Genomic DNA, 18,633 nt, shown 5'->3' on the forward strand with positions numbered 1-18,633 from the left:
TTCATATTATCCTAAAGTATGTAAACTATCTTCCTAGTGAATCAAAGTTACCCAGATATGTTGCAGCAAGAACAAGTAAAAAACAACATTTAAAAAGATTCAAAAAACAATTTAATCAAATATGTAAAAATAGCACACCCATTAGTATGTATTGATAACAAAAAACATCACAAAGAATGTTTTACATTAAAAATATAATCTAAAATCATTAAAAAAATGGTTTTTATATTGACCCAATAAAACATTATCGGTAATTTACGCATTCTTTTTAATGGACCACATTTTTAAAGGACTAATATAAATATGAAACGCGTTAACCTTTTATTACCCGCTATCGTTTTACTTGCACTTACGGGCTGTCAAACCGCCCCCGTTGTTGTATCTGAACCCATTAAGACTTTTACAACCTCTCCTGAGTGTATCGAATTTACTTTACAAGCAGAGGATGAAACGATTGTTGGTTTTAGACCTGTGTATTTTGAAGTGAATAGCGATAAGTCATACAGCAAACTTGATACTCACATGACTTGTATTGCGGATTACCTTGCTTTCCATTCTGATAAAGAAATCGATGTACAAGGTTTTACTGATGATAAAGGTACCGTTAAGTACAATAAAGCGTTAGCACAGCGTCGTGCTGATGGTTTAGTCGAATATTTATTATCGCTAGGTACATCTAATGAACAATTAGTGTCTAGTACTAAAGTGATTGAAGATCGTGGTGTTAAACTATCTCGCTCTGAACGCTCTAAAATTCGTCGAGTGAACTTTGCCGTTGCAAGTAAAACGTTGTAAATTACACTGATAAATCATGGTGATACAGCTATATAAATATGGCTTTATTATGGTGATTAATAAAAAGGCTCAGCCTAAGTGAATGTTAAGCTGGGCCTTTTTGTTTTATTCTAATAACTTAAATCAATACTGCTACAGCCATTCGACATACTTATTAACGTTTTAATATTTAAATCATTATCACTAAAGCCACTTGAGTCTGCTTCCACACTAAAATATTGAGTGATTTTTTGTGTTAGCGATTCTTAACCTTACAAACAAAGCAAGTAATATCAGCAGGTTAAAATAAATATCGATCGCACCACCGCTGTAATTAGTTTTGTGTTCGACCTTAGCGATTTTCTCTTCTTTTACTCTCACTTTAAAACGCGCTAATTCATCTTCTAAGTTTTGACTCATATCCGTCACGGCGATATTAAATCCTTCCATCGACTTTTCAGACAATGTTTCGTCTATACCGACAGCAGTAGTGCGTTTTTCGAGCTTGCTTATTCCTGGTGCTCTAAAGAGCATTTTGCGGCTTTTAATATCAAACACTGCAGTATCGACAAAAGTCTGCACTGTGTTTTCATTTCCAGGAATAACGTACATACCAACAATCGTCCAGTACAACAATGCAGCGTTATTTTCTACCGACTGAGTCACTTGATCGTAAGACACCAATGCCATCACATCGACATCGTATAAGCGCCCTACTTGGTCTAATGTAGTAAAGCCTTCACCACCAGCCAGGTACGTGCTGGGAATAACCTCAATTCGGTCAATATAATCGTATTTCATAAATGCTGTTTTGACTTTTTCGAGTAACTCATACTGATCTTTATTATGAATGGCATCACCTTTCCAACCGGCTGATGGGACAAAAGCAATCCCAACATTAACAGGTAAACTCAACACCGGTATTTCTGGACTGTGGGCGGCTTTATCTGTTTTTTCAGGATAAAGGAAATCCATTAAACTGCTTGAAACAGATTGCTTGCCCGTTTGTTGGCTCACTAACATACTGCAAGCCGATAATAGGCTGACAGATGCGACCATAACTAACCATGTTACTCTCATTCAAATTTCCTTTTGTTGTACTTATATCCGTGTATATACCCAATCAAATACTCGTTAATCAGTCGATTAACGGATCTCATTAAAAGTTAATCTTTTTCACTATTTTAACATTGTCATTTTTACTAACCCACCCACAAAAACCAAGCAAACCCCTGTTACATAACAGATAAAACTATTGGCACGCTATGTGCTTTCTATTTGATTATCGACGTTAATTAACATTCGTTACAAATGATAACGTGACGTTTATTAATTAAGGCATAGCATTATGCTCAACCGTCACTTAATTAAAAATATAACACTGGCAGGTACCCCATGGATAGGTTCAACAGCATGAAAAAATTGGCAATCCCACTACTTTGCATTGCAGCATTAAGTGGCTGCAATGGAGAAGCAGAGCAAGCAAAAGAAGAAGAAAAATTTGCTATCCCGGTTGAAACAGCGCTGGTTGAGACGGGTAATGTGTCGTCATTTTATAGCACAACCGCCACACTCGAAGCACCAGAAGAGTCTCATGTTATGAGCCGCATAGCCGGAATCGTTGAGCAAATTAATGTTGAAGAAGGCGATAGAGTCACTAAAGGGCAAGTGCTTGCGGTGATTGATGCTAAACGCCAACGTTACGATTTCAATCGCTCCGAAGCCGAAGTACAAATCATTGAGCAAGAATTAAATCGTTTAAATAAAATGAGCAATAAAGAGTTTATTAGCCAAGATGCCATGGCTAAACTCGAGTTCAACTTACAAGCTGCAAAAGCACAACGCGATCTCGCCGAGCTGCAAGTTAAAGAAAGCCAAATCACCTCACCTATTGATGGTGTGATTGCTGCGCGTCATATCAAACTAGGTAATATGGCTAAAGAGTTTCAGGAACTGTTTTATGTGGTCAATCAAGACCAACTCCATGGGATTTTACATCTACCAGAACAACAATTATCCAGCTTACGCATTGGCCAACATGCCAGCATAGTGCAGCAACATCAAAGTAATAATGAAACCAGTATCGATGCACAAGTATTGCGAATAAGTCCAATTGTTGATGCCCAAAGCGGTACCTTTAAAGTGACATTAGCGGTACCCAATCAAGATGCAGCCTTAAAAGCGGGCATGTTTACTCGCGTCGAGCTTAAATACGACACTCATCAAAATGTATTAACCGTGCCTTACAATGCCCTGATAAACCAGGACAATACTCAAGCCTTGTATGTCATTAAAGACACTAAAGCAGAGCGCCGAGAAGTTAGCCTGGGTTATCGTGAAAACAACACGGTTGAGATTTTATCGGGCGTTAGCGCAGGTGAGCAAATTGTGATCCGCGGCCAGCAAAACCTCAAAGACCAATCCTTGGTAGAAATTATCACCCCACTTAGCTTTGCAGCCATTCGATAACGGAGCAAGATCATGTCAATGATAAATACCTCAGTTAACCGTCCGGTGACTGTATGGATGTTCATGCTTGCCGTAATGCTATTTGGTATGGTTGGATTTTCACGCCTTGCAGTAAAGTTGCTACCCGACTTAAGCTACCCTAGTGTAACCATTCGTACGGCATACGATGGCGCGGCGCCGGTTGAGATTGAACAACTGGTGTCAAAGCCCATAGAAGAAGCGGTCGGTGTGGTAAAAGGCTTGCGTAAAATCAGCTCGATTTCCCGCTCTGGTATGTCTGATGTGGTACTCGAGTTTGAATGGGGCACCAATATGGACATGGCAAGCCTAGAGGTGCGCGAAAAAATCGACACCATTGAGTTGCCGTTAGACATTAATAAACCGCTGTTATTACGCTTTAACCCAAATCTTGATCCCATTATGCGCTTAGCATTTTCAGTGCCCAACGCTGATGCAGAGCAACTTAAACAAATGCGCACCTTTGCCGATGAAGAACTTAAGCGTCGCCTTGAAGCGTTGTCAGGCGTGGCAGCCGTTAGGTTGTCGGGTGGACTCGAGCAAGAAGTGCATATTGAGCTAAATCAGCAAAAACTCAGCCAATTAAACCTCAATGCTGACCAAATTAAACGTCGCATTAATGAAGAAAACATCAATTTATCTGCCGGTAAAGTCATACAAGGTGACAAAGAATACCTCGTCAGAACCTTAAATCAATTCAACTCACTCGAAGAGCTTGGCCAGGTCATTGTTTATCGTAACGAGCAAACCTTAGTGAGATTATCAGACATCGCGGTAATCACAGATGCCTTCAAAGAACGCAGTGACATCACCCGTATTGGTGACATGGAGTCGATTGAACTCGCCATTTATAAAGAAGGTGATGCCAATACGGTTGCTGTCGCTAAAAAGTTGCAAGATGAACTGGCCAAAATCAATGTCGCTGACAATAAAAATCAATTAAAAGTCATCTACGATCAATCTGAATTTATTGAAAGTGCCGTCAATGAAGTCACCTCGGCGGCATTGTTTGGTAGCTTATTGGCCATGTTGGTTATTTATCTGTTTTTACGCGATATTATTGCCACGTTGATTATTTCCATATCTATCCCATTCTCGGTCATTGCCACCTTTAATATGATGTATTTTGCCGATATAAGCTTAAACATTATGTCACTTGGCGGTATTGCGCTGGCTATCGGTTTATTAGTCGATAACGCCATTGTGGTACTGGAGAATATTGACCGTTATAAATCACTCGGAATGAGTAAAGTTGATGCTGCGGTAACCGGCTGTAAAGAAGTTGCTGGGGCTATTTTTGCCTCAACCTTAACTACGCTAGCCGTGTTTTTACCATTAGTGTTTGTTGACGGAATTGCCGGGGCATTATTTGCAGACCAGGCATTAACAGTGACCTTTGCGTTATTGGCTTCATTATTTGTTGCGCTAACCGCCATCCCGATGTTGGCATCTCGCCAAGGATTTACCAGCCTGCCAGAACCGGTCGAAACGCCAAAAGTGGCCAAACCCACTAGCGTTAAAGGCAAAATTGGATATTACCTCTTGGCGATAGTAAAATTTCCATTTGCATTATTATTCAGCTATTTACCCGCAGGATTACTCACCGCGATTATTGTTATCAGTCGATTCGTCAGCAGTATATTGGGATTAATATTAACCCCCATTTGCGCCGCTTTTAATGCTGTTTATCGCCTTGTTGAATCATTTTATTACCGTATTTTACACCATGCGCTGCGTCATCAAGTGCTCACTGTTGTTATCGCGCTGGTAATGACCTTAGCATCGAGCAGCTTGTTGCCAAGGCTTGGCATGGAGCTTATTCCGCCCATGAACCAGGGCGAGTTCTATGTCGAAATATTATTGCCGCCCGGCACCGAAGTCAGTGAGACAGATGCAGTTTTACAACAACTGGCCTTGTCGATTAAAGACCGCGATGATGTAAAACATGCCTACAGCCAGGCTGGTAGCGGCGGATTAATGACATCAGACACTGCACGTGGCGGTGAGAACTGGGGCCGTTTACAAGTAGTATTAGCCGACCATTTAGCCTTTAATGCCGTCAGCCAGGTGCTTCGCAAAACCGCTCGTAATATTCCTGAGCTTGAAGCGCAAATAGAGCACCCTGAACTGTTTAGTTTTAAAACCCCGTTAGAAATTGAGCTTTCGGGCTATGATTTAAGTTTACTTAAGCAAAGTGCTGATCAGCTAGTGAAAGCCTTAGGTGAAAATGACCGCTTTAGCGACATCAACACCACATTGCGAGATGGCCAACCGGAGATCAGTATTCGCTTTGATCATGAACGTTTAGCAGCATTAGGTATGGATGCACCAACGGTCGCTAATCGCATAGCGCAGCGTGTGGGTGGTACTATTGCCAGTCAATTCACGGTTAGAGATCGTAAAGTTGACATTTTAGTGCGCAGCGAATTAGCCGAACGCGACCAAATAAGCGACATAGAATCATTGATTATTAACCCTAATAGCAAGCAGCCTATCCCGCTAAGTGCGATTGCCGCAGTGCATTTACAAATTGGCCCCTCAGCTATTAACCGTATAAGCCAACAACGGGTGGCGATTGTGTCATCAAACTTAGCTTACGGGGATTTAAGTGAAGCAGTGCTCGAAGCGCAACAAATCTTGTCTAAACAGCAACTGCCTAGTTCTATCCAGGCACGTTTTGGTGGGCAGAACGAAGAGATGGAACACTCATTTGACTCGCTTAAAATCGCCTTAGTGTTGGCCATCTTTCTGGTTTACTTAGTAATGGCAAGCCAGTTTGAATCACTATTGCATCCGTTGCTGATTCTGATTGCGGTGCCAATGGCAGTGGCTGGCAGTATTGTCGGGTTATTTATCACCGGGACACACCTAAGTGTGGTGGTGTTTATTGGACTTATTATGCTGGCAGGGATTGTAGTAAATAATGCCATTGTATTGGTTGACCGTATTAACCAGCTGCGCCGTGAAGGCCAGGATAAACTCAGCGCCATTAATGATGCTGCGCAATCGCGTTTACGCCCGATTATGATGACAACCCTCACCACCACACTCGGGTTATTGCCCATGGCGATTGGCATGGGCGATGGCAGTGAAGTGCGAGCCCCCATGGCCATTACCGTCATCTTTGGCTTAAGCATGTCAACATTACTGACATTACTGGTTATTCCAGCGCTTTATGCCCTATTTGACCGTAAGCAATATACGGCTAATGACACAGCGATAAATAATGCGGAGACACCAGCATGAATATCACTCAATTAGCAATAAAGCGTCCGGTCACCACCAGCATGTTTTTCTTGGCCATAATGCTCTTTGGCATGGCCGCGAGCCGCATGCTGCCGTTAGAGATGTTTCCAGGCATCGATATTCCACAAATTGTGGTTAATGTGCCTTACAAAGGCTCTAGCCCTGCTGAAGTTGAACGTGACATTACCAAAGTGTTAGAGGAGTCGCTCGCTACCATGAGCGGCATTGAAGAAGTGCGCTCAGACTCAACCCAAGATGGCGCTTTTATTCAGCTTAATATGAAATGGGGTGAAGACGTTGCCACGAAAAGCTTAGAAGCGCGTGAAAAAATCGATTCAGTGCGGCACTTACTGCCGACCGATGTCGAGCGAGTCATGATCCAACAATTTTCGACGGCCGACATGCCCGTGCTGACTATCCGTATATCAAGCGAGCGCGAACTTTCAAACGCATTTGATTTACTCGATAAGCAGTTACGTAAACCACTCGAGCGCGTCGATGGGGTGTCTAAAGTTACCCTGTATGGTGTAGAACAAAAACAAATTGAAATTAGATTAAATGCCGACAAACTCGCATCGTCTGGGATCAACAGCCTCGATTTACGCACCCGTTTATTATCCGAAAACTTTGTCATTAGCGCCGGTACCATTCGCACCAATTCACAGGTGTATCAGGTGACACCAAAAGGTGAATTTACCAGCCTAGACGACATCAATGCACTGGTGATTGTGCCAGGGGTTCACTTACAAGACATCGCAACGGTCAGTTACGCCTTGCCAGAAAAAATAGAAGGCCGCCATTTAGATCAAAAATATGCTGTAGGAATTGATGTATTTAAAGAATCGGGCGCTAACCTTGTTGAAGTGTCTGATCGGGTGCTTAAGGTCATCGAGCAGGTTAAACAAGACCAGCAATTTAATGGTATTAAGCTGTTTATCATGGAAGACCAGGCTTACGGCGTTAAATCATCTCTTAAGGATTTATTGTTGTCTGGCTTAATGGGCGCGGTATTATCATTTGGGGTGTTGTATTTGTTTTTACGCAATCTCAAAATGACTTTAGTCGTTGTATCATCTGTGCCGATTTCGTTATGCATGACCTTGGCCGGAATGTACTTTTTAGGCTACAGCCTGAATATTTTGTCCATGATGGGTCTGTTATTAGCCGTCGGCATGCTGATTGATAATGCCGTGGTAGTCACTGAAAGTGTACTGCAAGAAAAGCAAGCCGCGCATATCGATGATACCTGCCAAATAAAAGCCAATCAGCTGGCAGTACTAACAGGCGTTGAAAAAGTCTCACTGGCGATATTGGCGGGCACACTCACCACTGCAATCGTATTTCTACCCAATATTTTTGGCGTTAAAGTCCAGCTGACCATCTTTTTAGAACACGTTGCCGTGGCTATTTGCATCTCGTTAGCCGCCTCTTTATTAGTGGCTAAAACGCTTATTCCACTGATGCTTAATCGGTTTCACTTTGAGGTTGAGCCCGTTAATGACCACAACCGTTTAGGGCTGTTTTATCAACGCAGCTTAACCTGGATATTAACCCGCCCTAAACGTTCTGGTGTGATTGCTATCGCGCTACTCATTTCAACTGCCCTGCCGTTAAGCCTAGTGCAACAAGACCAGGGTGATGGTGAAGGCAATGATCGCTTATACATCAACTATCAATTAGAAGGTCGGCATAATTTGGCGGTGACCGAAGCGATGATTAATCGTATGGAGGATTACCTCTACAGCAACAAAGACACCTTTTATATCGACGCGGTATACAGTTATTACGCGCCACACGATGCGCAATCAACCATTTTACTAAAAAAAGATATTCCAATAGAAATGAGCGAGTTGAAAAAGATGATCCGCGAGGGGTTTCCTAAGTTTTCAATCGCCACTCCCCAGTTTGGTTGGGGCAATGAAAATAGCGGAATAAGGGTCACATTAACAGGCCGCTCTACCACCGAGCTTATTCGCCTCAGCGAACAAGTCTTGCCGTTATTAAGTAACATTGATGGCCTTGTTGATGTGAGATCAGAAGTCAACGGAGCACAACAAGAAGTGATTGTGGTGATAGATCGTGAAATGGCTGCAAGGCTTGATCTGACCTTAAGCGATATCGCCTCAAACATTGCAATCGCCCTTAGAGGGTCACCTTTACGTTCATTTAGGCATGACCCAAGCGGTGAACTTCGTATTGAGCTGGCTTATGATAAAAGTTGGCAAAACTCGCTTGAAAAACTCAAACAATTGCCGATTATTCGCCAGGGTGACCGTGTTTATACTCTCGACAGTTTAGCCACAGCCACGGTAGTGCCACGCTTTGACACCATCAGGCACTTTAATCGCCAAACTGCACTGTCGATTGGCGCTAACCTCGATGATTTCACCACAGAAGAAGCACAAGAGAAAATCACCCAAGTCATGGATTCGGTGAATTTTCCTTACGGATATGGCTATTCACTACGTGGTGGTTTTGAACGTCAAGATGAAGACCAATCTATCATGGCAGTGAACATGATTTTAGCTATCGCGATGATTTATATCGTCATGGCGGCATTGTTTGAATCATTATTGCTACCCACCGCCATTATCACCTCGATAATGTTTTCCATTACTGGGGTATTTTGGGCTTTGTGGTTAACGGGCACGCCGATGTCGGTCATGGCTATGATTGGTATCTTGATTTTAATGGGTATTGTGGTCAATAACGGTATTGTATTGGTGGATCAAATTAATCAAATGACACCGGATTTAGACAAACTCAGCGATACCATTATTAGCGTGTGTATTACCCGTTTACGTCCGGTATTAATGACGGTAGCGACAACCGTACTGGGCTTAGTACCATTGGCCATGGGCGATACTCAAATCGGTGGCGGCGGCCCACCCTATTCACCAATGGCCATTGCCATTATCGGCGGACTCACCTTCTCCACTGTCACCAGCTTATATTTAGTGCCTTTGTGTTATCAAGCACTATATTTAGTTCGCCATAAGGCTGCGATTAGATTGGGTTTAGCCAACAATTTTGCCCAAAAGGTGTTACCTTGGACCCGATAAGATTTTTAATAACAAGCTTGCAACCTAAAAGTGATCAACCAGGCCAGAGCATCAGTATTAATATGGTTGATTACCGGTTATCCAGCACAAATAAAGGGACAAATATGAAACAGAGATTTCAAACAAAGATGATTAAACTAAGTGCATTGGCCATATTGGCGATCAGTAGCAGTGCAATAGCCGATGACAGCATGAGCGATGTCAACATCACCTCAAAAAAGCTGAATGACAATACCTATATGTTTATGGGTGCTGGCGGTAACATTGGCGTGTCAGCGGGAAGCGACGGTATTTTGATTATTGATGATCAGTTCGCCCCATTGGCCGATAAAATTTCAGCCTCATTAAATGAGATACAAGCTGGAGCACCTAAATACATTGTTAATACCCATTACCATGGCGATCACACTGGTGGTAATGCACACTTTGGCGCTACGGGTACCATTTTAGCTCACCACAATGTATTAAAACGATTACGTGAAGACAGCAAAACCCCAAAATCAGCCTTACCGGTCATTACCTTTGCTGAAAACATCTCGATTCATTTTAATCAAGATACCCTAGAAGTGATTCACCTAGGTCCTGGCCATACCGATGGTGACAGTGTCGTCATGTGGCAAAAAGCCAACATTATCCACATGGGCGACTTGTATTTTAAAGACCGCTTTCCTTACATAGACCTAAAAGGTGGCGGTTCAGTAATAGGGTATCGTGACAATGTCAGCGCAATTTTAGATAAACTCGATAATAAGGTGCAGGTGATCCCAGGCCATGGTGAACTAGCAACCCGTAATGAATTATTGAAATTTAAGCATATGCTTGATGATTGTATTAATTGGATGCGCGGCGAAATTGAAATGGGTCACGACCTGGCTAAAATCAAACAACAAGGCGTCCCAAAAGAGTATAAAGATTGGGGATGGCAGTTTATCTCAGCAGAAAAATGGATAGACACCTTGTATGAAGATCTCAGTCCAAAAGCTGACGAGTAATAACTGACGTTCTATTTGTGACTTACAGTCAATGAATAAGAGCCACTGAATAACTATCGATAAAACGCTTACTGATTAACAACACTAAGCAACAACACTAAATACCCAAACTAAATCTCAATAGTGGTATAAAATCGAAAAAGCTTGCCCATCAGCAAGCTTTTTTTGTTTTAGTCTCGCACGGTAATCTATCTTGTTGCCTAAAATGCCAAAGCACCCAATACACGGGTTTTAAATCTTTGCCACCAGCATAGCGAAACGACCAAGCAAAATAATACAACCATTGCCAAGACGCTAAAAATTGTTTAGCTTTTTGCCATATCGCCTCGCCCCCTGCGCAGCGATAAGCGTCAATAGCGTGAGAAATCAACGCATTTCGAGGGCCAATATAGCGATACAAGCTGTGAATAAACACCAGCAAATCTCTCACTTGTTGCGATACTATCGATTTGTCCTGTTGATGTGCTTCAAAATCAATGAACTTGACCTCGCCATCTTGCCAACTGATGTCACGCAGAGCCGGACGACCGTGTGAAAAATGCATAGCGTGCAACCTTGCCAAGGCAATTGCGACATCATTAAGAATGTTGGGCCAGAGGGCTGCTTTATCATGGGCAAGCAATTCTTTAATGGTTGCGCCCGCATCTTCAATCACCATATAACCATCACCGACTTCAACCACCGCAGGCACAGGTGCGCCATGCTTAGCCAACTCAGTGAGTACGTCTATTTCTTTGTGTAATGCGTGTGTTGAATTTTGTTTAAGCAAACGCATAGCGCCTGCGAGTTTCTCTACTTGCTTAAGCCAATAACGTTTGCCTTGAAACTCAAACGAGACCACTCGCTCACCGCGATGTTCACGAATGACTTCAGCAACTAATTGTTGAAAACCTTCATGTTCAGCCATAAGACTACCTAGTCAAAAACACGTGTATTACTGATAGGTAAATTATCTGCCTCACTGATAATAAGTTCAATTAAACCAATGGTTTTTATTGTTATTAGATATGCATTTAGCGTTTTACCTTCACTTTTTCTATAGCGTGTTAACATTCCAAATACATCGATAACATCCGTTACGGAATTCAGTAAAGTTTGAAACACGGGCATAAAAAAACGCCCCGAAGGACGTTTAAAGCACCATATCACGATTTACGTGTTTACGGTTTATTCAGCAACCCAAGGTGTCGCACGGTTTTCTAACAGCACCGGGATACCTTCTGTAATAGGGTAAGCTAACTTATCAAACTTACAGATCAATTGTTGTGCTGTTTTGTCGTATTCCAACTTACCTTTACATACAGGGCAAGCCACAATTTCGAGTAGTTTTTTATCAAATGCCATGAGACAGTCCTTTTTTAGTTTGAGCCACTTGCTGTAATTGGCTCAACAATGCGTGATCAAATTCTGGGGTAAGCTTCGCATTTACCGGTAAATACCACCAGTGACTTTCAGCAAAATCGCGACATTTAACCGCATCTTTTTCTGTCATCACTAATGGGTGTGTTTTAGACAATGTATGCAGTTGCGCGGAGTCAAATGCCTGGTGGTCAGTAAACTCAACCGCATTCGCTATTTTATAACCTAATTGGCTCAGGGTATTAAAAAAGCGTTGCGGATTACCGATAGCAGCCATAGCAACTACAGCCTGCTGTGAGTCAAACTGTTGAGTCAAAGTATTATCAACCTGGATTAACGGTGCGGGCGTTAAACTCATCAGCACTTCATTGGTATAGGCTGGACCACCGTTATTAATCACAAAATCAACACTGTTTAAACGCCATAGCCCTTCACGTAACGGCCCAGCTGGGATAAGACATTGATTACCATATCGACGCTCGCCATCAACTAAGGCGATTTCAATATCGCGGGCTAACGCATAATGCTGTAAGCCGTCATCACTGATAATCACATCAATATCATTATTGGCTAACAACATATGGGCAGCATCGACACGTTTCGCGCCAACCACCATGGGCACCTGAGTGCGAGCCACTATCATGGCAGGTTCATCACCAACCTCAGTGGCTTTAGCCCCCGCATTAACCGCTAGGCAACCTGGTATATCAACGCCATATCCACGGCTAATCACGCCAGGGGTATAACCTTGTTGGCGCAGCAATTCAATCAGGTAAATCACAGTAGGTGTTTTACCACTGCCACCAGCGGTAATATTGCCCACCACAATGACAGGCACAGGCAATGTGGTAGCGTGCTCAATACCCAGATTGAACAAAGTTCGTCTTAGCATGGATATCACACCAAACAACCAGGACAGTGGCAATAATAACCATTTAGCCCAATGATGCTGATACCAAATACGATGGATTAATTGCTGCATTCCACCGAACCCTTACTGACTAAACTGCATCTTGTACAAATTCGCGTAAATGCCCTCTTGGGCAATCAGTTCATTGTGATTACCGCGCTCCACAATTTGCCCTTGATCAATGACCAAAATCTCATCGGCACTTTCAATGGTCGATAAACGGTGGGCAATCACAATTGAGGTACGATTATGGCGCAAATTATCTAAGCCTTTTTGAATGGCTTTTTCAGATTCGGTGTCTAATGCTGAGGTTGCTTCATCTAAAATCAGCACTGGCGCATCACGAAGCATGGCTCGTGCAATGGCAATACGTTGACGTTGACCACCAGAAAGTAACACGCCGTTTTCGCCGACTGGTGTATCAAGTCCATCCGGTAAGGTGTTAATAAACTCCATGGCATAAGCAAGTTCTGCTGCGCGTACGATTTGTTCGCGGCTCACTTCACCTGGGTAGGCATAAGCAATATTGTTCGCAAAGGTGTCATTAAATAACGTCACTTGCTGTGACACTAATGCCACCTGATTACGCAAAGATTTGAGCTGATAGTCATAAATACTGGTGTCATCTAGGGTGATATCTCCCTCACTCAAGCCACCATAAAAACGGGTTATCAAACTGGCAATCGTTGATTTTCCAGAGCCAGAACGGCCAACTAACGCCACGGTTTTACCCGGTTGCACTTCAAAGTTAATGCCATTAAGTGCCGGTTTTGCTTGTTCTGGGTAGGCAAAAGTTACATTATCAAAACGCAACTTTCCTTTAACTCTATCAATAGAAAACGGGCCATTATCGGGTTCAGGCGCGGTGTCTAATAATTCAAATACTGTGGTACACGCTGCAATACCACGCTGAAACTCAGCATTCACACGGGTTAAGTTTTTAATCGGCTGTAACATGGCTAGCATGGCGCCTAAAATAGCCGCAAACGTACCCGCGGTTAAATCAGTTTTCATGCTGTCCCAAGTCGCGGCATACAATACAAATGCCAACGCAAACGACCCTATCACCATAATCAATGGCTGACTCACCGCCTGAGCAACGGCGAGTTTCATATTTTGATAACGGTTACGATCATTGACGTGGAAAAAACGGTCTACTTCAGTTTTCTGACCACCGAACACCAACACGTTTTTATGGCCTTTAATCATTTGCTCAGTGGTTGCGGTAACACCGCCCATTGCTGATTGAATTTGCTTAGAGACTTTACGAAAGCGACGACTCACAACGCTTATCACGATACCGATAATCGGCCCTATTACTAAAATACACAGTGACAGTTTCCACGAGTAATAGAACATAATCGCCAACATACCCACTGCGGTCATACTGTCGCGCACGATAGAAATAAGCGCGCTGCCAGATGCTCTAGCTATTTGCTCGGTGTCAAAGGTCACTCGAGAGATTAAATTACCGCTATTTTCACGGTCAATGTAGCTCACTGGTAATCGTAAATAGTGCTCAAACACTTGCTGACGCATGTCCATAATCAGTTGTGCACTGATAAATGACACACAGTAGGTCGATACAAAGTTAGCAACCCCACGCAAGGTGAACATTAAAATGACCACAATTGGCGCCATAAACATAATGTCATTATCGGCATTAAAACCACCGTGAGTCGGCACATCGACGCCAGCAACAACCGAAGGCGTTTGGCTAAATCCCTCATCAATAAACGGCTTAATAAAGGCAATAAAAGCGGCGTCGACGGCACCATAGGTCAGTAGCGCAAGCACTGCCATAATAAACATGGTTTTCATTGGCGCGACATAAGTCATTAGGCGTTTAAAAACGACCCACATTTCATTTTTTTCATTCGAAGTTGATGCAGACATTGAATCCAATACTTAACTAGCAAACATGAGGCGTATTCTACTCTGCTTTAAGTGACTCACCAAATTTAAACAATTGATTGTACCAAAATGGCGCTAATTGTTGGCGGTAAGTGGCTATTTTGTAGCCTTTTTCTGTGAAGCTTAGGCTTATTTGCCCTTGATGCCCGGTATGCAAGGTGGATATCCCGCGGTCTTGATATCGTGCCATGACATCGTTTTTAGGAAAGCCATACTGATTAGCAAAACCTGCGGTGACAATGGCAACTTGAGGTTGTACCGCAGCAATAAAAGCGGGAGTTGACGAGGTGCGACTTCCATGGTGAGGCACTAATAATACCTCTACTGCCAATGTTACATCTGCTTTTAGCAGTGCTCGCTCACGTGGCGCCTCAATATCTCCGGTCAACAGCACAGCACTCTTGCCATCATCTAAACGCATGACACAAGATTGATCATTGTCATTATCGCTTTGCAGAGTATTGTCGATAAATTGTAACTCAATACCCTGCCACCAAAGCTTACCACGACATGTCTGATTGGCTGGACGCTTGGCGTAAGGCTTTACGTTAAAATCTGCAATAATCTTGCTGTTTGGATAAGTTTGAGATAACAGCGATAAACCACCAACATGGTCGTTATCAGCATGGCTCACCACAATATAATCGATACGAGTGACCCCTTTGGCCGCAATAAACGGCACGATAGCGCGTGCGGCATAGCTAAAGTCACCGTATGCCGCGCCAGTATCATAAATTACTCCATGTTGACCTTGTTGCAGAACGACCGCCATGCCCTGAGCCACATCAAGCACATGCATTTGCCAATGCGGCGCAGCGTTAGGTTGATGACCAACATGCAATTCATGCCGACTCACCGCGTAAGTTTGTAACACGATGGGCAGACATAGTAACATCGCAACGCCATACCATGTCCACGTTGTATAACGGCTGCTATAGCGGCGGTAATACAGTAATCCAAGTGCGATGCATAAAAACACAATAGCGATAATCCACTGCTCGGTGATCTTAACCAGACTCAATGGCAAATGATCGCTTATTGATAACAACCACACAAATGGAGCCAAACTGAGATTGGCAAGGTAAAAAAGCACCTCTCCGCCCCCATTTATCATCGCAGGCTCAAGGGTCAATACACGCAAAACAACAAACATGGCTAACCACAGGCAAAAACTTAACATCGCCACGGGGATAACCACCACACTAAACCAAGGTACAAACAATAAATTGAGCCATATACTGTGTGGTGACATAGTGCCAAACAACACGGCCTGCAATAACCCTAGGCCTATTGCTAAACGCCATTGAATAGCCCACAAGACTTTAATGCCAAGTACAGCTTTATGATAAAAACGTTTAAGTGTTGTGCTTACACGAACAAAAATGGCTTGCGGCTTATCTTGCAAGTGAGCCAAGTTAGGCTCGGCTTCGATACGCTCTGGTTTAACGGCCAATAATATTATGCTTAATGCCAAAAATGATAACCAAAAGCCCGCACTTAACATGGCAAATGGATCAAGCAATAACACGATACATAATGCATACAGTAAACGGTCCCAGCTATTGCTGTATTGTTTGACCACAGTAAAAATGACCAATAGCAACATCATCAACAGCGCACGCTGAGTTGCCACAGCAAAGCCAGACAAATAACCGTAGCCAAGGGTAATCCCCGCCGCAATAAGGATTATGCCTACGCCATAGCCCCGATGTTGAGAGGCAACAAACAGGCGTGACAGCAAGATTAACAGTCCATAAAACAGGCCGAATACGACCGATAAATGTAATCCAGAAATTGCCACCAAATGCCCAGCACCTGTTTGCCGTAGCTGTTGCCAACGTTGTTCGCTTAATTGGCTTTTATCACCAAAAATCAGAGCACGTAAAATTTCGCCTTCTGTCAGTTTTGCTAAAACCGGTAAAGTGATATCAATAATTTCTTGCCTGATACTAGAAGCATGACTGAGTAACTCAGCCTGTTTAACCCGCCCTTTCGCTGTAATATGCCGACTAATAAGATGCTTTTGTTGATTAAAGCCCCCCTGATTTTGAATGCTGCTGATGCCTTTCATTCTGGCACTAAACTGCCAAATTTGTCCTAGTTCAATTTTCGCTGGCTTTTGCCAAGTTAATCGGTAATATCGCTGCACATTAGAGGATACTATGGTCTCAAAGAACGATAGGTTTTGTCGTTGTGGTATAACCCGCACATCGAAACTTATCCAGTCGCTGTTTTGACTCACAAGTGTTACTATCTGCGCCGTAAATTGAATTTGTTGGGGTTTTTCAGCATTTTGGTGCAAATAAAGACATTTAAAAAACGCACTGAGCCACAGAACGGCAAAAAAGATCCCCGCAAAAAAAGGGGCTTTTTTAAGGCAGAACAACACCAACAAGCACAAGATAGGCAAACACCAGATGGGTGCCAGCGATGGCCATAACATCGCTGATAAAGAACAGGCACAAAAGCCATAGATAAATCGATTCATAGTGAATGAGTTAAGACATTAATCGACAAATATGCCAAAAAAATTAATACAAAGGTTTATGCCAAAACCAGAAACACTCCGTGAGCACAAGTATTTACGGATGTTTGGCAAATTATTACACAAGCCAAATTTATGGGCTCTTAATCGAAAATCAGCACCTGGTGCGTTTGCTGTAGGCTTGTTTGTGGCTTGGATCCCCATGCCATTTCAAATGGTCGTGGCAGCAGGTTTTGCCATTTTATTTAACGTCAATTTACCTGTCGCGGTTGCACTTGTGTGGATAACCAATCCATTAACTATGCCCATTATGTTTTATGGCGCGTATTTGTTAGGGACTAAAATCCTTGGCCATAAAGCACAAGCATTTCAATTTGAAGCCACTTGGGCGTGGATTGAAGCCTCAGTGTCAACCATCGGCCCGCCCTTCCTGGTGGGTTGCTTAGCATTAGCGATTATTTCTGCGCTGATCGGTTTTGTGGTAATAAAAAGCATGTGGCGCTATTCGATTTTGTTTAAATGGCAAAAGCGTAAAGGTGAATAATGTGACACAAAATCACGAGATCAAAAAAGGCCACAATGAATATTGTGGCCTTTTGTTTTCTCAATTGCTGATGCGTGGTTGCAAAGCCGTCAGTCTTGATGATTTAAATTATGCGCCATTTGTTTCGCTAACCTTACAAAATCAGCAATTTCTTGTTCGCTCAGGCCACGCTTCATTATTTCGTTAACATGTTCTTCAGCAACCGTTAACCGTTGAACCACTTCGGATCCACTTGAGCTTACGCCTAAAAAATAGCTGCGCTTATCTGTTGGATTGTCTAACTTAAACACATAATCCAGGTTGATTAATTCTTTTATCAACCTTGCCAACTGCGCTTTATCAATTAGCGTCTTTTGGACAATATCGTTGGCAGTCACCTGCTTATTGTTAAACGATATAATTTTAAGCACCCGCATGTGCAGTGGTGTAATGCCTAAATCATCGCTAGCCATCGCCTGGCGTAGCGAACGCTTCATGCTGTGGAGTAAATGAAACAGTGGCTCTTTTATATTCTCAGACACAAGACTTCCTTAGTGCAACCTTATCCTACAGTGATAGAAAACGGCTATATATCAAAGTGAGAGAACGCCTTCAACACGGATCACAGACGTAATAACGTTATACGACGATAACACCAAACCACTACATGCAAACCAAGCAGGCCAGTAAAACTGAATGCAAAAAACAGCACTGCGATCGACTCAACCACTTTGGGCGTCGCAGCAAAGTAATACCACCAGCTCGGCCAGATCAGTAAACTCAATACCGTTAATTGCACCATACAGCGCTTACAGCGGCCAATTTTTTGTTTAAATACCGAGTCACTGCATTGCTGACAAGCCATTAGACTACCTGCACAC

The 18,633-nt window shown here is 42.9% G+C and carries 14 protein-coding genes; 6 read left to right on the plus strand and 8 right to left on the minus strand.

What is annotated here, in order from left to right:
• Positions 1-303 precede the first annotated feature (303 nt).
• Complete coding sequence (locus GQA99_RS12390; RefSeq protein WP_160054196.1) at positions 304-795, plus strand: OmpA family protein; 492 nt, start codon at positions 304-306, stop codon at positions 793-795.
• A 210-nt stretch (positions 796-1,005) separates the two neighbouring features.
• Here GQA99_RS12390 and rhlP read toward each other — a convergent pair whose 3' ends face one another.
• Positions 1,006-1,854, minus strand: a complete 849-nt coding sequence (rhlP, locus tag GQA99_RS12395) for a rhombotarget lipoprotein (protein WP_160054197.1) — start codon at positions 1,852-1,854, stop codon at positions 1,006-1,008.
• Positions 1,855-2,169: 315 nt separating this feature from the next.
• Between rhlP and GQA99_RS12400 the strand changes: the two genes are divergently transcribed.
• The 4 genes from GQA99_RS12400 to GQA99_RS12415 all read left to right on the plus strand — a co-directional run bounded on the left by GQA99_RS12400 (position 2,170) and on the right by GQA99_RS12415 (position 10,561).
• Positions 2,170-3,243 carry an efflux RND transporter periplasmic adaptor subunit gene (locus tag GQA99_RS12400; protein ID WP_160054198.1) on the plus strand — a complete coding sequence of 358 codons (1,074 nt, stop codon included), beginning with the start codon at positions 2,170-2,172 and terminating at the stop codon, positions 3,241-3,243.
• 12 nt (positions 3,244-3,255) lie between these two features.
• On the plus strand, positions 3,256-6,507 hold the full coding sequence (locus GQA99_RS12405) for an efflux RND transporter permease subunit (RefSeq protein ID WP_160054199.1): 3,252 nt from the start codon (positions 3,256-3,258) through the stop codon (positions 6,505-6,507).
• Positions 6,504-9,569: an efflux RND transporter permease subunit gene (locus GQA99_RS12410; protein ID WP_160054200.1), complete on the plus strand. Its 3,066-nt coding sequence runs from the start codon at positions 6,504-6,506 to the stop codon at positions 9,567-9,569. Before GQA99_RS12405 ends, GQA99_RS12410 begins: the two co-directional genes overlap by 4 nt.
• Before the next feature lie 104 nt (positions 9,570-9,673).
• Positions 9,674-10,561, plus strand: coding sequence for an MBL fold metallo-hydrolase (locus GQA99_RS12415; RefSeq protein WP_229785881.1), 888 nt, complete (start codon positions 9,674-9,676; stop codon positions 10,559-10,561).
• Positions 10,562-10,712: 151 nt separating this feature from the next.
• On the opposite strand, the gene GQA99_RS12420 is transcribed toward GQA99_RS12415, so the two are convergent.
• The 5 genes from GQA99_RS12420 to GQA99_RS12440 all read right to left on the minus strand — a co-directional run bounded on the left by GQA99_RS12420 (position 10,713) and on the right by GQA99_RS12440 (position 17,232).
• Entirely contained in the window at positions 10,713-11,468 is a 756-nt protein-coding gene (locus tag GQA99_RS12420; protein ID WP_160054201.1) for a BUD32 family EKC/KEOPS complex subunit, read from the minus strand.
• A 260-nt stretch (positions 11,469-11,728) separates the two neighbouring features.
• On the minus strand, positions 11,729-11,905 hold the full coding sequence (locus GQA99_RS12425; RefSeq protein ID WP_160054202.1) for a Trm112 family protein: 177 nt from the start codon (positions 11,903-11,905) through the stop codon (positions 11,729-11,731).
• The gene (gene lpxK, locus GQA99_RS12430; protein WP_160054203.1) at positions 11,895-12,902 is read right to left on the minus strand and encodes a tetraacyldisaccharide 4'-kinase; all 1,008 of its coding nucleotides are present in this window, start codon (positions 12,900-12,902) and stop codon (positions 11,895-11,897) included. Before lpxK ends, GQA99_RS12425 begins: the two co-directional genes overlap by 11 nt.
• 12 nt (positions 12,903-12,914) lie before the next feature.
• The gene (gene msbA, locus GQA99_RS12435; RefSeq protein WP_160054204.1) at positions 12,915-14,726 is read right to left on the minus strand and encodes a lipid A export permease/ATP-binding protein MsbA; all 1,812 of its coding nucleotides are present in this window, start codon (positions 14,724-14,726) and stop codon (positions 12,915-12,917) included.
• Between the two features lie 37 nt (positions 14,727-14,763).
• Positions 14,764-17,232, minus strand: a complete 2,469-nt coding sequence (locus GQA99_RS12440) for a DNA internalization-related competence protein ComEC/Rec2 (protein ID WP_338091741.1) — start codon at positions 17,230-17,232, stop codon at positions 14,764-14,766.
• 31 nt (positions 17,233-17,263) lie between these two features.
• Between GQA99_RS12440 and GQA99_RS12445 the strand changes: the two genes are divergently transcribed.
• Complete coding sequence (locus tag GQA99_RS12445) at positions 17,264-17,773, plus strand: DUF2062 domain-containing protein (RefSeq protein ID WP_160054206.1); 510 nt, start codon at positions 17,264-17,266, stop codon at positions 17,771-17,773.
• A gap of 89 nt (positions 17,774-17,862) precedes the next feature.
• Here the strand turns inward: GQA99_RS12445 and GQA99_RS12450 are convergent, their stop codons facing one another.
• On the minus strand, positions 17,863-18,294 hold the full coding sequence (locus GQA99_RS12450; RefSeq protein WP_160054207.1) for a MarR family winged helix-turn-helix transcriptional regulator: 432 nt from the start codon (positions 18,292-18,294) through the stop codon (positions 17,863-17,865).
• Between the two features lie 80 nt (positions 18,295-18,374).
• Positions 18,375-18,617 (minus strand): DUF3624 domain-containing protein, encoded by a 243-nt coding sequence (locus tag GQA99_RS12455; protein WP_160054208.1) that lies wholly within the window; start codon positions 18,615-18,617, stop codon positions 18,375-18,377.
• Positions 18,618-18,633 lie beyond the last annotated feature (16 nt).

It is taken from the genome of Shewanella litoralis, from assembly GCF_009828585.1.
GTDB classification, from domain to species: domain Bacteria; phylum Pseudomonadota; class Gammaproteobacteria; order Enterobacterales; family Shewanellaceae; genus Shewanella; species Shewanella litoralis.

Bases quoted from the DNA above. Each gene is read 5' to 3' on its own strand.
- msbA (WP_160054204.1), bottom strand. From the start codon at position 14,726: ATGTCTGCATCAACTTCGAATGAAAAAAATGAAATGTGGGTCGTTTTT.
- GQA99_RS12425 (WP_160054202.1), bottom strand. From the start codon at position 11,905: ATGGCATTTGATAAAAAACTACTCGAAATTGTGGCTTGCCCTGTATGT.
- GQA99_RS12405 (WP_160054199.1), top strand. From the start codon at position 3,256: ATGTCAATGATAAATACCTCAGTTAACCGTCCGGTGACTGTATGGATG.
- GQA99_RS12390 (WP_160054196.1), top strand. From the start codon at position 304: ATGAAACGCGTTAACCTTTTATTACCCGCTATCGTTTTACTTGCACTT.
- GQA99_RS12410 (WP_160054200.1), top strand. From the start codon at position 6,504: ATGAATATCACTCAATTAGCAATAAAGCGTCCGGTCACCACCAGCATG.
- GQA99_RS12440 (WP_338091741.1), bottom strand. From the start codon at position 17,232: ATGAATCGATTTATCTATGGCTTTTGTGCCTGTTCTTTATCAGCGATG.
- GQA99_RS12415 (WP_229785881.1), top strand. From the start codon at position 9,674: ATGAAACAGAGATTTCAAACAAAGATGATTAAACTAAGTGCATTGGCC.
- GQA99_RS12420 (WP_160054201.1), bottom strand. From the start codon at position 11,468: ATGGCTGAACATGAAGGTTTTCAACAATTAGTTGCTGAAGTCATTCGT.
- GQA99_RS12455 (WP_160054208.1), bottom strand. From the start codon at position 18,617: ATGGCTTGTCAGCAATGCAGTGACTCGGTATTTAAACAAAAAATTGGC.
- rhlP (WP_160054197.1), bottom strand. From the start codon at position 1,854: ATGAGAGTAACATGGTTAGTTATGGTCGCATCTGTCAGCCTATTATCG.
- GQA99_RS12400 (WP_160054198.1), top strand. From the start codon at position 2,170: ATGGATAGGTTCAACAGCATGAAAAAATTGGCAATCCCACTACTTTGC.
- GQA99_RS12445 (WP_160054206.1), top strand. From the start codon at position 17,264: ATGCCAAAAAAATTAATACAAAGGTTTATGCCAAAACCAGAAACACTC.
- lpxK (WP_160054203.1), bottom strand. From the start codon at position 12,902: ATGCAGCAATTAATCCATCGTATTTGGTATCAGCATCATTGGGCTAAA.